15 protein-coding genes are annotated in these 12,082 nt (G+C 45.6%); 8 read left to right on the top strand and 7 right to left on the bottom strand.

From position 1 onward, the window contains the following. Nucleotides 1-57: 57 nt before the first annotated feature. Complete coding sequence (locus FFM70_RS03455) at nucleotides 58-264, bottom strand: type II toxin-antitoxin system prevent-host-death family antitoxin (protein ID WP_137615456.1); 207 nt, start codon at nucleotides 262-264, stop codon at nucleotides 58-60. A 787-nt stretch (nucleotides 265-1,051) separates the two neighbouring features. Here FFM70_RS03455 and FFM70_RS03460 point away from each other — a divergent pair. Continuing rightward, nucleotides 1,052-2,173: an aminotransferase class I/II-fold pyridoxal phosphate-dependent enzyme gene (locus FFM70_RS03460; protein WP_137615457.1), complete on the top strand. Its 1,122-nt coding sequence runs from the start codon at nucleotides 1,052-1,054 to the stop codon at nucleotides 2,171-2,173. An 81-nt stretch (nucleotides 2,174-2,254) separates the two neighbouring features. Further along, the gene (locus FFM70_RS03465; protein ID WP_137606635.1) at nucleotides 2,255-2,575 is read left to right on the top strand and encodes a thioredoxin family protein; all 321 of its coding nucleotides are present in this window, start codon (nucleotides 2,255-2,257) and stop codon (nucleotides 2,573-2,575) included. Between the two features lie 56 nt (nucleotides 2,576-2,631). Here FFM70_RS03465 and FFM70_RS03470 read toward each other — a convergent pair whose 3' ends face one another. Continuing rightward, entirely contained in the window at nucleotides 2,632-3,438 is an 807-nt protein-coding gene (locus FFM70_RS03470) for a MerR family transcriptional regulator (protein ID WP_137615458.1), read from the bottom strand. A 98-nt stretch (nucleotides 3,439-3,536) separates the two neighbouring features. Here FFM70_RS03470 and FFM70_RS03475 point away from each other — a divergent pair, with 98 nt between their 5' ends. The 3 genes from FFM70_RS03475 (at nucleotide 3,537) to FFM70_RS03485 (ending at nucleotide 5,718) form a co-directional block, all read left to right on the top strand. Continuing rightward, entirely contained in the window at nucleotides 3,537-4,481 is a 945-nt protein-coding gene (locus tag FFM70_RS03475) for a zinc-binding dehydrogenase (RefSeq protein WP_137615459.1), read from the top strand. A gap of 23 nt (nucleotides 4,482-4,504) precedes the next feature. Continuing rightward, nucleotides 4,505-4,846, top strand: a complete 342-nt coding sequence (locus FFM70_RS03480; RefSeq protein ID WP_137615460.1) for an MmcQ/YjbR family DNA-binding protein — start codon at nucleotides 4,505-4,507, stop codon at nucleotides 4,844-4,846. An 86-nt stretch (nucleotides 4,847-4,932) separates the two neighbouring features. Then, nucleotides 4,933-5,718 carry an alpha/beta fold hydrolase gene (locus tag FFM70_RS03485; RefSeq protein WP_137615461.1) on the top strand — a complete coding sequence of 262 codons (786 nt, stop codon included), beginning with the start codon at nucleotides 4,933-4,935 and terminating at the stop codon, nucleotides 5,716-5,718. 160 nt (nucleotides 5,719-5,878) lie between these two features. On the opposite strand, the gene FFM70_RS03490 is transcribed toward FFM70_RS03485, so the two are convergent. Then, a complete protein-coding gene (locus tag FFM70_RS03490) occupies nucleotides 5,879-6,304 on the bottom strand; it encodes a hypothetical protein (protein WP_137615462.1) in 426 nt (141 codons plus the stop codon). Between the two features lie 182 nt (nucleotides 6,305-6,486). On the opposite strand from FFM70_RS03490, the gene FFM70_RS03495 reads away from it, so the two are divergent. Next, nucleotides 6,487-6,774: a LasU family protein gene (locus FFM70_RS03495; protein ID WP_137615463.1), complete on the top strand. Its 288-nt coding sequence runs from the start codon at nucleotides 6,487-6,489 to the stop codon at nucleotides 6,772-6,774. Between the two features lie 121 nt (nucleotides 6,775-6,895). After that, entirely contained in the window at nucleotides 6,896-7,387 is a 492-nt protein-coding gene (locus FFM70_RS03500; RefSeq protein ID WP_137615464.1) for a LasU family protein, read from the top strand. 81 nt (nucleotides 7,388-7,468) lie between these two features. Here FFM70_RS03500 and FFM70_RS03505 read toward each other — a convergent pair whose 3' ends face one another. The 4 genes from FFM70_RS03505 to FFM70_RS03520 all read right to left on the bottom strand — a co-directional run bounded on the left by FFM70_RS03505 (nucleotide 7,469) and on the right by FFM70_RS03520 (nucleotide 10,906). Next, nucleotides 7,469-7,669 carry a hypothetical protein gene (locus FFM70_RS03505; protein WP_137615465.1) on the bottom strand — a complete coding sequence of 67 codons (201 nt, stop codon included), beginning with the start codon at nucleotides 7,667-7,669 and terminating at the stop codon, nucleotides 7,469-7,471. A 133-nt stretch (nucleotides 7,670-7,802) separates the two neighbouring features. Further along, entirely contained in the window at nucleotides 7,803-8,660 is an 858-nt protein-coding gene (locus tag FFM70_RS03510) for an SAM-dependent methyltransferase (protein ID WP_137615466.1), read from the bottom strand. Nucleotides 8,661-8,672: 12 nt separating this feature from the next. Then, complete coding sequence (locus tag FFM70_RS03515) at nucleotides 8,673-9,086, bottom strand: helix-turn-helix domain-containing protein (RefSeq protein WP_137615467.1); 414 nt, start codon at nucleotides 9,084-9,086, stop codon at nucleotides 8,673-8,675. Between the two features lie 17 nt (nucleotides 9,087-9,103). After that, nucleotides 9,104-10,906 (bottom strand): M3 family oligoendopeptidase, encoded by a 1,803-nt coding sequence (locus tag FFM70_RS03520; protein ID WP_137615468.1) that lies wholly within the window; start codon nucleotides 10,904-10,906, stop codon nucleotides 9,104-9,106. A gap of 99 nt (nucleotides 10,907-11,005) precedes the next feature. Here FFM70_RS03520 and FFM70_RS03525 point away from each other — a divergent pair, with 99 nt between their 5' ends. Then, on the top strand, nucleotides 11,006-11,929 hold the full coding sequence (locus FFM70_RS03525; RefSeq protein ID WP_137615469.1) for an alpha/beta hydrolase: 924 nt from the start codon (nucleotides 11,006-11,008) through the stop codon (nucleotides 11,927-11,929). Nucleotides 11,930-12,082: the final 153 nt, after the last annotated feature.

Consider the following 12,082-nt stretch of genomic DNA (forward strand, 5'->3'; position numbering starts at 1 on the left):
AACGACATTTTAAGTCAATTGTTGGCCTAAAATGTCGTTATTTTTTAATTTTCATGATTATTTTGAGGAATCTTTTAATTTTTTGGAATCAGTTAGGTCGGTTAAGAGGCTTAAACCGTTAATCAATTTTTTATAGTCGTTCAGATCTAAAATAATATATTTTTCCTGATCATCTTCCGTGAGAATAACTGGATTGGCAGATTTAACTTGGTCTAGTAGTGTTTGATAGTGTTCGAGCGCGGTTGTTGGCGCGATGGAAATCATAAGCGTTGCCACCTTTCATGATTAATTGTAGCGACTTGTCCGCTAAATTGCCGGAAATGACAATCGAAATTTACTAGTCTAGGTTACTGCTTGACGAGTTAACTGTGATTAGAGTAAGATGAGAATATAATTAAAACACATGTTGATGAGAAGAGTAGTCATGAAAAGTATGAGCAGGAAGCCGTGTTAACTGAAAATCGGTGATACTCGCAGTGATGAAGATGAACTCGGAATGTCTAGTGATGGTCGCAAGGCTAAACTAGCGGTCTGGCCGATATCCAGTGAGTTAGAGATAACTTGATAAGTTTAGCTAGGTGACTAGTTAATAAACTTGGGTGGTACCGCGCCAATGCGTCCCTCGTCCGTTAATGGATGGGGGACTTTTTGTGTTCAGAGTGTGAGGACCAGCGGGTTGCTCCTGAGCATAGCCTAGCCACCAGCATAATGCGGTTTATGCATTGTACTGGTGGCGTAGCTAAGCGCAGGGAACAGCTGGTCCGAGCACGTTTCGGCAAGTTTAAGTTATGCCTGAAAGAGGCCACCAACTTTACCAATCCAAGAAGCAGAGGCGTAGCTAAGTGGAGGGAGCAGCTGGTCCGAGCACGTTTCGGCAAGTTTAAGTTATGCCTGAAAGAGGCCACCAACCTTACCAATCCAAGCAGCGGTCGACGTAGCTAAGCACAGAACGCGGTCAGTCCGAGCAAGTCTAAGTAAATTCTACTCATCATCAACATCAGGTTAACCGTCAGGCACTCACTATTGAGAATAGAGAAAGAAGAATGACATCATGACAAGCAACTCAAATGACTTACACATTGAAACACTGTTGGCGCAAGCTGGTAATCGTACCGATGATCAAAAAACCGGGGCAATTTCAGCGCCAATCTACTTATCCACAGCTTATCGCCATGCTGGCTTGGGGCAATCAACCGGGTTTGATTATCCACGTGAAGCGCAACCAACCCGATGTATTTTGGAAAAGACCTTGGCAAAATTGGAACATGGAGTGGCCGCATTTGCGTTGTCATCTGGGATGTCGGCGATTCAATTAGTCTTTACGCTATTTCATAGTGGTGACCGCATCATTATTTCAGATGATTTATATGGTGGGTCGTATCGTTTCTTTGACTTGCTGCATGACCATTACCAGTTGAATTTCTCAGTCTGGGATGGCCAGGACCAAGCACAGTTGGCGGCTGAAATTGATGATCGAACGGTGGCACTGTGGTTAGAAACGCCTTCTAATCCGACGATGAAGCTGATTGATATTGCCGCAACGGCTGAAACGACCAAGGCGCATGGTATTAAGTTGATTGTGGATAACACGTTCTATACGCCTCTAATTCAAAAACCGCTCGATTTGGGCGCGGATATTGTGATTCACTCGGCAACAAAATACTTAGCCGGGCACAATGATATTTTGGCGGGGGCAGTTGTTGCTAAGTCGCAAGCCGATGCCGATCAACTGGAATTCAACTTGGTGACCACGGGGGCCGTGCTGGACCCCATGGATGCTTGGCTGTTATTACGGAGTTTGAAGACGTTGCCGTTACGGATGCGGCAACATGAGGCCAATGCGCAAGCGTTGGTGAAAATGTTAACGGCTAACGCGCACGTTGAAAAAGTGCTGTATCCTGGTCGGGGCGGCATGATTAGTTTTTATTTGGCCGCGGGGGTCAGTGTGGATAAGTTCTTGCAAGCGCTAAAAATTATCTCTTTTGCGGAAAGTTTGGGTGGCGTTGAGAGTCTGGTGACCGTGCCAGCTGTGCAGACGCACGCCGATCTGTCAGAAGCCGAACGGCAGAAGAAAGGCATCACCGCTAACTTACTGCGGTTATCCACAGGTATTGAAAACGCGGACGATTTACAAACCGACCTTGAACAAGCGCTGGCCGTTGCGGCAAAATAAGGCAAAAGTCTTTACTTACTTTTTGTACGTGGTAAACTATAATTATTGAAACGATCCTGATAATTATTGGAGGCATTTTAGATGGCAACAGCAACTTTAAGTAACGAAGAAATCCGTGAACGCATTAAGACGGGTAAGCACATGTTATTCTTTACGGCGGATTGGTGCCCAGATTGCGCCTTCATCAAACCGGTTATGCCTCAAATCGAAGCAAAATATGACCAATATGATTGGATCACGGTTGACCGTGACGCCAATATTGATATTGCGCAAGACATGGGTGTCATGGGTATTCCAAGTTTTGTTGGGATTGAAGATGGCGAAGAAACTGGTCGCTATGTGGACAAGTTCCGCAAGACCCAAAAACAAGTTGAAGATTTCTTAGATTCATTAGAAAAATAGTAAAAAGAGAACGCTGATTGTGGATAACTTCTACAATCAGCGTTTTTTAATCGGCACTATTGAATTTGATATTGTAACCGGACGACGTTTGACGCGGCTTTACTCGTGAATTGTTCAGTTAAATTCAGTTGCCAGAGCTGGTCAGTAATTTGAATTTGGTGTTGTTCGCGGTAGTCTGTCAAAATTTGTAAGGCGATGCAAATGTTTTTCATATCGTTTGTGGTATCAATCGCTAGGTAGCGTCCGGCTGGCTTTTTGACAAGTGGGAGATCTCCAGTATCAGTTCGGGCATCAATGGCTTTCAACATGCAAAATGATGCGTCGGGATACTGATTGGCGTTGCTGTCGGGCAGTTGGGTGAGAAAGCCCGAATCTTGTTGATTGACTAGCTTTAGCCGCCCTAGTTGTTGATAAAATTCCGTATAGATGGCGGCAACTTCCGCCTCGGTACACGCCACGGATTGGCGCGACCGGCAAAATAAGCTGGCGGGCTCTTCACGAATAAAAGGCCGGTTCTTGACTGGACTTGCTTTAGCGGCAGGCTGATTAAAGCGGTCAGTCAAAGTGGCGCGTAGGGTAGTTAAATGATCCAGCTGGTCATTAATTTCACCCAACACTTTTTGCAGATCGACATTTAAGGCATCACGGTCGGTGGCCTGACTGAGTCCCTTAATTTCTGAGATGGGCAGGCCTAATCGCCGGAGTTCTAAAATAAACGTCAGTGGATAAAGTTGATCATAGTCATAATAACGGTAGCCGTTGTCGGCAACTTTTTTGGGTTTAAATAACTCTTTTTCATCGTAAAAAATAAGGGTACGCCGCGTGGTACCGGCTAATTTGGCAAATTTTTGAATAGTGAGCATCAGAAACCTCCAGGTTAAAGCTTGACTGTCACGTTACGTCACACTTTATACTTAAGTCATTGGTTAAGCAACTAAAAAGATGAATGGAGTCGATAAAGATGCGAGCAGTTGTTATTGAGAAACCTGGAGATCCAGAAGTCATGCAGTTGGTAGACCGGCCAATGCCGAAAGCGACCGCCAATCATTCGGTGATGCGGATCCATGCTTTTGGGGTTCACCGTTATGAAGCGCTAACCCGGGCCGGTGGGTCACCATCAGTCAAGTTTCCGCGGGTAATTGGGGTGGAAGCAGTTGGTGAAATCAGCGCAGTCTCAGCGAACAGTTCACTTAAAGTGGGTCAAAGAGTGGTGACTTTAATGGGTGGCTTTGGTCGCGAAGTAGACGGCAGTTATCAAGAGTATGCGTTGGTTGCGGATAAAAATTTGTATCCCGTTGATTATGCAGGGGACTGGGTCACGTTAGCACAATATCCTGAAAACTTTTACACTGCTTTAGGGGCGCTGAAATCACTTAAATTACAAGCTGGTCAAACCTTATTAGTTCGTGGTGGCACGAGCGCTGTCGGCTTGGCTTTGATTCAATTTGCCAAAGTCTTTGGTCTCAAAGTGACGGCAACCACGCGTCGTAAGGCGATGTTGCCAGCTTTGACAGCCAACGGTGCCGATGCAGCAGTGTTGGATACAGAAAACCAGTTGGAAACTGACGCGTTATTTGATGGCATCGTTGATCTGGTTGGGACAGTGACCTTAACCAATTCGATTGCTCACCTAAATCAAGGTGGGACCGTCTGTTTAATTGGTTTGCTAGCCGGTGAATGGATTGTGGAAAACTTTAATCCGTTCACGTTGGCCGGCAAGTCGCTGACTGTTTTTGATTCAACGGCAGTTGATCAAGCCATGGTCGATGAAATGTTTACGTTGATTAACAAATATGCGCTGAGTATTCCGATTCCCAAAGTCTTTAAGTTGGCGGATATTCAGGCTGCGCATAAGTATGTCATGGCGAGCCGAGAATTAGGGCAAGTGATCGTCGACAACGATTAGTTTTACGATGGGGGCGCTGAAGAATGACTGAACAGGAGTTGATTGCGTTAATCATGGTCCAAACGGATGGTTATTTAGGCTACCCTTTTAATCGACCCAATCAAAAATCTGGCGTTATTTTTTCGGTGATTAAACATCGGTCGACTCATAAGATGATTGCCATGGTTTATACCAAATTAGATCAGCTATTCGTTGATGCCAAGCTACTCCCAGAACACAGTGAAAGTCTGCGATTGTTGAAAGGGGTTATGCCGGGGCAGCATTTGAATAACCACTATTGGACGACAATTAATGTGACGACAACAGAGTTAACACGAACCGAACTCGTTAACGTGATTGCTGAAAGCGCCAAATTAACGGCATAGGACCGAGCAATTCAATGGTTTTCAGTTGGTTTGTCGGCGATTCTCTGCTACACTGTTAACTATTAATTCTGAAAATGGTGATAAAAATGGGTGCAACAGTCTTTGAAGATGTGATCGTTCGAGCCACTAAATTGGACGATCTACCAGTATTACATGTGTTTGCCGCAAGTCAGGCGCAAACTAAATTACCGACGATCATTGATTATCATGGTTGGACCACGCCGACTTCTTCGGAGCTGGTTGCGAGTTATCAATTGGTACAAGCCGGTTTTCGGGTCATTTTACCAACAGCCTATTTGCATGGTAGTCGCAATGATGGCACTGATTTGGACCATCATCCAGAACATTTCTGGGAAATCGTGGGTCATTCGGTGGCGGAGTTTCCTAAGTTAGTCGATGCTTTGGTCACCCGTGGCATCACTGATCCTGATAAAATTGGGGTCATGGGAACGTCTATGGGTGGGATTACCGCTGCTGGAATTATGGCGACTCAAGCGCAGGTCGTTGCTGGGGTCTCGTTAATTGGCTCACCAGAACCAGTCGCTTTCGCGAAAGATCAAGTGGCCCAGATTCCGGCCGACCTATTGGCAAAGCTACCAGCTGATTTGTTGACTAAGACCTATGACCAAATTGGCCAATTCGACTTATCACAACATGTTGACCGCTTAGCCGGGCGTCCCATGTTCTTCTTTAATGGTACAGCGGATACGATGGTACCTTATAAGTATGTCGAAGACTTTGAACACCGTTTTGCGACTGATGCCGCGTTGCAACAAACTGTTTTCAAACAGGCAACGGGTGGCATGCATCATGTGCCACATAAGATGCATCAAGCCGCCGTTGAATTCTTACAACAGCACATTATTGGGTAAGAGTGTGACAAAGGGCGGTAGTTTGTGAGCATTAACGTGGAATAGTCACTGATTTCGGGTTAAGCGGAGCACACTGCCATTTGTTGCACGTTTTGACAATGAAAATAGCACAGCACTCAGAAATTAGGGTTTCAAACTAGTTTCCGAGTGCTGTTTTTAATTAAAAATTGCGAGCTACTTTAATGCCAGCAACGAGTAATAGCACTGGAGTGGCGACTGCCATCAAGACAGTCCGTTCAAGTAGATAGAATGCAAAATTCATACGATCATCGCGGAGATTATTACGGAAGTCGATATCATATTTATTGGCGATTGGATTAGTTGTGTTCCCTGGATTCAGCTTCAAGTCGATGGTCGATGAGTGCGAGGCTAGCGATTTAGTTTTGAATTTGCCAGTCCGTAACTGTGGCACCCAAGCCATTAGTAGAGGATAAGCAATGAGATAAGAACTTGTTAAATATAGATTCGGTAAGTTCCAGACGAGGTGCAAACTGCCGTTAGGATTGGCGGTCACAAAATAAAAAATAATAATAAATCCGAGTAAGCCCCATAAATAGTCTGTGATGAGATGTCCAATTAAACGCATGCTACCCAACTCCCTTTGCCTGAATGTGATGCCAGTTTAGACCACTGGTGTGTGGAAGACAATCCAAATTATTAAATTGGTAATTATGCAAACGAAGGTCGCTGAATGCGGACGGTAAAGGCTTGGTTAATGTTGAAAACTCAGTTAAACTTGCCATAAATGACGAGAGAGTAGGGATACGGATGCGAAAACAATTGGGATTGATCAGTCCAACATTGATGATGTTAGTGACACTTGGCTATGGGGCATATTTACGTTTGATGGTCCGTGCCGGTTGGGAGAGCTGGATTGCTTACAGCATGGCTGGACTTGGGCTGTATGCGTTCATCCTGTTTTTTGTTGGTGGCATCGGCAAGGCCATGCGTGGGGAAAAACATTTTGATAAGCGCGAGAAGTTTTTTTACGGTTATTTAGGTAGTCTCTGGGCGTTGGTAGTTGTGATTGGGATTTATTTGATGGGGCATAATTAAGAAAGCAAAGTAAGCGGGTGATGGCAAGCAAAGTGGTGTTGATTGGGAAAAACTTGTGGTGAAGACGGACCCAGACTTGGTGCTATAATCAGTGCAAAATCTTGAAAGTGAGCTGAGGATGATGCATTTAACACGACCAGTGTCATTTTATCGCAAAGTTGAGTTCTACTTTGGCTTAGTATTCACTTACGGCGCTTTAATGGGAATTTTCACTTCACAAAACTTGTACAGTGTTGGGCTATTAATTCCAGTCTTGATTGTTGGTGGGATGACAATTTTACGAGCATTTGTCGATTTTCCATTAATCAATGTTCAGGCGGCTAGTGCGGTTCAACGAGCAACTTGGCTGTTGCCGACAGCCGTTGGGCTATTATTTCTGGTACTTGGTCAGATTGGTCGGATTCAGCAGCATCCACGGTGGGCGCTAATTACTTATGTGGGTGCGTTAGGGTTATGCTCATATGCCGTAATTTTGACGTTACTTGGTTTGCGGACGACTGTGCAACGTCAACTGGCACCGGATGATTTGCCGACCAAGTTTTTCTGGGGATATTTATTGCTTCTCATGATTGTCAGCGCAGTGACGTTGATCAGTCTCTTTCTAAAACAATAATGAGGCATCAAAATAGCGACTAATCACAATTTTGACTTGTGGTTAGTCGCTTTATTTGTGAAGGTGGATCGGACTGTTAAACTAAAATTCGTTCTTTTTTGATTGTGCTAGTCCGAGTTGTTCCAATTCAGCTGCTGTGAGTGGTTTGGCAGGATTTGGCGTGTAGACAATCGCATCGGCTGGACCATTGCTCACTTCGTACGCAACTGGACGAAGTTTAATGTTGTTTGGAATTTCAAAGATATGATCTTGATCGGATTTAATTGGTTTGACCAGTGTCATGGCTGAGTCCTTTCTTGTGACTAGATTGGTTAACCTAAAGATACCGCTAGTTGCTTAGTTAAGATACTCGTTGCTATCCAAATTAATAAATAAGCTGTGACTAACCCTTTTTCTGATTAGTCACAGCTTGTTTTTAATCGACGACGTAAACTTGATCGTGAATCAAATCAAATGGTCGATAATGATTATTCAAGGCGTTAACGGCAGCATCTTCACGATAATGGGCCGCATCCCAAAATTGTTTCGAGCCGGTCGCACCATATTTTTCACCGATGCAGATCAATGGAATTTGTTGCTCGCTGGCACGCATGGCTTGGAGTAATTCCCAATCCAGCGGCAATTTGTCGGGTGACCAGGCCATAATCACGAATTTGACTTGATCAGCGTATTTTTCAAAGGCGCTAACGGCATCTAAAGCTTCAATGGTGGTCACGGGTTGTTTGCCAGTTTGGTTGTCTTTTTCTTTTGTCCAGGCCTTAGAGTCGGTGGTGATAATCGTTTGGCTTGGATGTAATCGTGAGAGTCCTTTGGAAATATAACCGTTGCCGGCCATGACTTCTAAGACAGGTTCGTTGCCAACAAAATCAGCTAGGTCTTTTAAGAAGGGCGCATTGATGTAAGCCCACATGCCATATTGATCTTCAATGTAATCACGAAAATCGCGCAAGAGTTGGTCAATTTTAGGTAGCGCCGCTGAAAGCTGATTCCACTCTGCGTCACCCGCGGGATCATGTAACGCGTATTTGGCATTGATCCGCGCGAAGAGTTGATTTTGGAAATCATCTGGCACTTGTAAAAGTGGTAATGGTTGCGGCGCTAAGCCAGCCGCCATTAGCCGATCCGCTTCCAAGGCATTATTGATGAGAACCAAGACTTGTGGGTCATCCTTGAAAAGTTCCCGATAATGACTAAGTTGCACAATATAAGGTGCTGATTGGGTCGATTGTTTTTTGGCGCGCTTTTTCAGTTGTTTTAATTTCTTGGGATTCATTTAAATAAACTCCTAGTTGTCAAAGTGGAGATCAAGTTCTTCTTGACCAGACTCATCGGGGGTTGCCCGTTGTTGGCGACCATGCAAGTAGCCGTTCATCAATTGGAATAACTCGTAACGATCTTCACTGGAGAGGCGCTCCTGATTGAACGTCAAAGGTTTACCAGATAAGAAGATTCGGCCAAGGTCATATTCTTCTTGGTCCGCTCGGCCAGATAGGTAGTCCGTGGTCACGTGGAAGTATTCGGCAAGTTTGCGGACTTCCAAATAGGAAGGTGTCCGCAAGTTGCGCTCCCAGTTACCAATTTGAGCGGCCGTATTTTTCCGGGTCAATTCAGCATCTGGCAGTTGATTTAAAGCAGTTGCGAGTTCACCAAGGGTCATTTTTTGCCCACGGCGTAAAGCGCGTAAACGTTCTGGAAACATGTGCTCACTTCCATTCATTATAATAGTGGCGCGGATAAAGCCATAAATTCGTCAATATCGCGCTTGATCAGGGCGACGCCGGCTTGCCAAAAATCAGGTTTGGTGAGGTCAACGCCGAGATGTTTCTTGGCGAGGGCTTCGGTCGACATATTAGCGGTATCGCGTAATAGGGCAATGTAGCGGTCTTCAAAGTGGTCGTCACGCTTAGCTTGTGCGTAGATGCCTAGGCTGAATAAATAGCCAAAGGTATACGGGAAGTTGTAGAATGGCACATCTGAAATGTAAAAGTGCAATTTGCTGGCCCAAAACATCGGATGATAGGTGGTCAAGGCGTTGTCGTAAGCTTCTTTTTGGGCGGCTAACATGAGTGCTGAAAGCTCATCCGGCGTCACAATATGTTGTTGCCGGGCCTGATAAAAGCGCGTTTCAAAGAGATAACGTGCATGAATATCTAAGAACATTGCGAGTGGATTTTGCATTTTCGCGTCTAACAGATTTAGTTTAGTCTTAGTGTCAGTCGCCGCTTTAACGTTAGCATCCGCCACGATTAACTCCGCAAAAGTCGAAGCCGTTTCAGCCACGTTCATGGCGTAGTCTTGCCGCCAAAATGGCAAATCTTTGATGACGTCGGCATGAAAGGCGTGTCCCAGCTCATGTGCTAAGGTCGCAGTGTCGTTTGGTGATCCCGTAAAGGTCATGAAAATCCGCGATTCTTTAGTTTCTGGCAAATTATCCATATAACCGCCGGGACGCTTATTCGGTCGGTTTTCTGCTTCAATCCAACGATGTTCGAAAGCGTATTTGGCTAACTTAGCCATCTTAGGGCTGAATTTTTGGAAGTTGCTGATGACAAATTCAGCAGCCTCATCATAAGTTTGCGTATTTGTCGCATCCCCTAAAGTTAGTGGGGCTTCCAAATCTTGCCAATCCAACTGGTCTTTGCCCATTAAAGCCGCTTTGCGTTGCAAATAGTGGATCAGCATTGTTTTGTTGCGACTAACGACGTCATACATGGTGTCGAGCGTGGCCTGACTCATGCGGTTCAAGTCAAGGGGCTTGCGTAAGAAGTTAGTTGTGCCGTGTGCTTGATAATTTTGTAACCGAAAGCCGGCTAAATGATTCAGGGTATCGGCAAATGGGGCGGCATTTTGTTGCCAAGCGTGTTCCCAACTGGCCATTAAATCGGCCCGTTGTTGGTTAGGCATGGCCGCTGCGAGCATGTTTTGCGCTTGTCCAGCAGACAATAATTTAGTTTGTCCATCTTGATCAGTGTATTTGATCTGCATCTGACTGACCAAAGTATCGTAGTGGTCACTCCAACCTTGAAAACCATCCACAGCTAAATTGTTGATTAAGGCTTCCGTATCAGAATCGAGTAGTGCCAAGCCTTGTTTGCGCATCTCGGTCAAATTAAAGGCGAGCGGTTTTAACTCGGGCTGTGCAATAATCGTCGTGAAAGCGGTTTGTGACAATGCGACCAAATGCTTTTTGAATTGTGTCATCAATTGTTCATGCGCGTTGTCTAATTGATATAACTGATTTAAAACGGTGCCTGCTTTGGTATTGCTGGCATCCGCAGATTGAATCGCGACGACGAAGACCTCGCATTGTGCCAGTCCAGCTTCGATGGCTTGTAAGTCGTTGACAATTTGTTGAAACCAGTCAAAGTCAGGTGTATCGGCGTCGGCCCGCCAATTGGCTAAGGTCGTTTGCGTGTCATGTAATTGCTGTTTAATGGTCGTCAATTTTGTTTTTAACGCTGGCGAGTCAATGCCGCCTGGGAAGATTGTCTCTAAATCCCACGTTTCTGAATAGTGCATTGCGTACCCCTCCAAATGAAGTCTAGTTATCTTTAATTATAAACGTTATTATGTTGGTAGTGGCGATATTTCTATCAAGAATTTAAGGACGGATGGACAATGAAAAAATGGGTGATCACACTCGGCGTGATCGTGGTGATTTTAGTTGGTGGTTTGATTGGGGCCGGTGGCTACTTTTATCATGTGGCAATTGCGCGTGGCGATAAGGCTTTTGTGACGCAGAGTACGAACTTATCGAAAAAAAGTGCGGTATATCGTGAAAAATATTGGTACCTGCACGCTGAAAAAAAGACTTGGAGGATTAAATCGACGGATGGGCTTAAGCTGGTTGCCTGGTATCTGCCGAAAGCTGGTTCGAAAAAGACGGTCGTGTTGGCGCACGGCTTTGCGGGCAACAAGTCGTTGATGGGGGCTTGGGCTGGCATGTATCATGAACTGGGGTATAACGTTTTAGCCCCAGACTCTCGCGCCGCGGGGGCTAGTCAAGGTCAGGCAATCGGCTATGGTTGGCTTGAACGGCGCGATGATTTGCAGTGGGCCCGGACGGTCGTTAAACGGACCGAAACAACGCAAATCGTGATGAGCGGCATCAGTATGGGCGCGGCCGGGATGACAATGGCGAGTGGTGAACGGCAAATCCCACAAATTAAAGCCTACGTGGTCGACAGTCCCTTCACGAGTGCGAAAGCCATTATTAGTTATCAGGCCGGCCAGCTCTATCATTTGCCAGCTTTTCCGTTAGTCGATGTGACGAGTGCCATTACCAAGTTACGCGCTGGCTATACGTTTGGTGAGGCGGATGCGGTTAAGCAAATTCGAAAAAACAAGTTACCAATCATGATCATTGCTGGGACCAAGGATGATTTTGTCCCGACGCGGATGAGTCAAAGTTTGTATCGACACGCCAATCAACCTAAAAAATTGTGGTTGGTAAAAGGGGCCGGTCATACGACGGCCATCATTAAAGACTATCCGGCCTATAAGCAGCAGGTCGCCGATTTTTTGAGTCACTATATTAACTGACTAGGTGCCGCTTCCGGTTGTTATTGATAACATGCGGCCGAGGGACCGGGTCAAGCCTGAGACCGTCTTTTCCCCCTGCCTGAAAGGGTTGCACAACCCGCAAATCTCCCGGCCGGTCCGTGGTGTAAGACCGGAAAAGCGCCGGTCTTACAC

The organism is Lactiplantibacillus nangangensis (genome assembly GCF_005405065.1).
Taxonomy (GTDB): domain Bacteria; phylum Bacillota; class Bacilli; order Lactobacillales; family Lactobacillaceae; genus Lactiplantibacillus; species Lactiplantibacillus nangangensis.

Coding starts and splice junctions, on each gene's coding strand:
- FFM70_RS03460 (WP_137615457.1), top strand. CDS start 1,052: ATGACAAGCAACTCAAATGACTTACACATTGAAACACTGTTGGCGCAA.
- FFM70_RS03510 (WP_137615466.1), bottom strand. CDS start 8,660: ATGAATCCCAAGAAATTAAAACAACTGAAAAAGCGCGCCAAAAAACAA.
- FFM70_RS03465 (WP_137606635.1), top strand. CDS start 2,255: ATGGCAACAGCAACTTTAAGTAACGAAGAAATCCGTGAACGCATTAAG.
- FFM70_RS03500 (WP_137615464.1), top strand. CDS start 6,896: ATGCATTTAACACGACCAGTGTCATTTTATCGCAAAGTTGAGTTCTAC.
- FFM70_RS03455 (WP_137615456.1), bottom strand. CDS start 264: ATGATTTCCATCGCGCCAACAACCGCGCTCGAACACTATCAAACACTA.
- FFM70_RS03470 (WP_137615458.1), bottom strand. CDS start 3,438: ATGCTCACTATTCAAAAATTTGCCAAATTAGCCGGTACCACGCGGCGT.
- FFM70_RS03475 (WP_137615459.1), top strand. CDS start 3,537: ATGCGAGCAGTTGTTATTGAGAAACCTGGAGATCCAGAAGTCATGCAG.
- FFM70_RS03515 (WP_137615467.1), bottom strand. CDS start 9,086: ATGTTTCCAGAACGTTTACGCGCTTTACGCCGTGGGCAAAAAATGACC.
- FFM70_RS03485 (WP_137615461.1), top strand. CDS start 4,933: ATGGGTGCAACAGTCTTTGAAGATGTGATCGTTCGAGCCACTAAATTG.
- FFM70_RS03520 (WP_137615468.1), bottom strand. CDS start 10,906: ATGCACTATTCAGAAACGTGGGATTTAGAGACAATCTTCCCAGGCGGC.
- FFM70_RS03495 (WP_137615463.1), top strand. CDS start 6,487: ATGCGAAAACAATTGGGATTGATCAGTCCAACATTGATGATGTTAGTG.
- FFM70_RS03505 (WP_137615465.1), bottom strand. CDS start 7,669: ATGACACTGGTCAAACCAATTAAATCCGATCAAGATCATATCTTTGAA.
- FFM70_RS03490 (WP_137615462.1), bottom strand. CDS start 6,304: ATGCGTTTAATTGGACATCTCATCACAGACTATTTATGGGGCTTACTC.
- FFM70_RS03480 (WP_137615460.1), top strand. CDS start 4,505: ATGACTGAACAGGAGTTGATTGCGTTAATCATGGTCCAAACGGATGGT.
- FFM70_RS03525 (WP_137615469.1), top strand. CDS start 11,006: ATGAAAAAATGGGTGATCACACTCGGCGTGATCGTGGTGATTTTAGTT.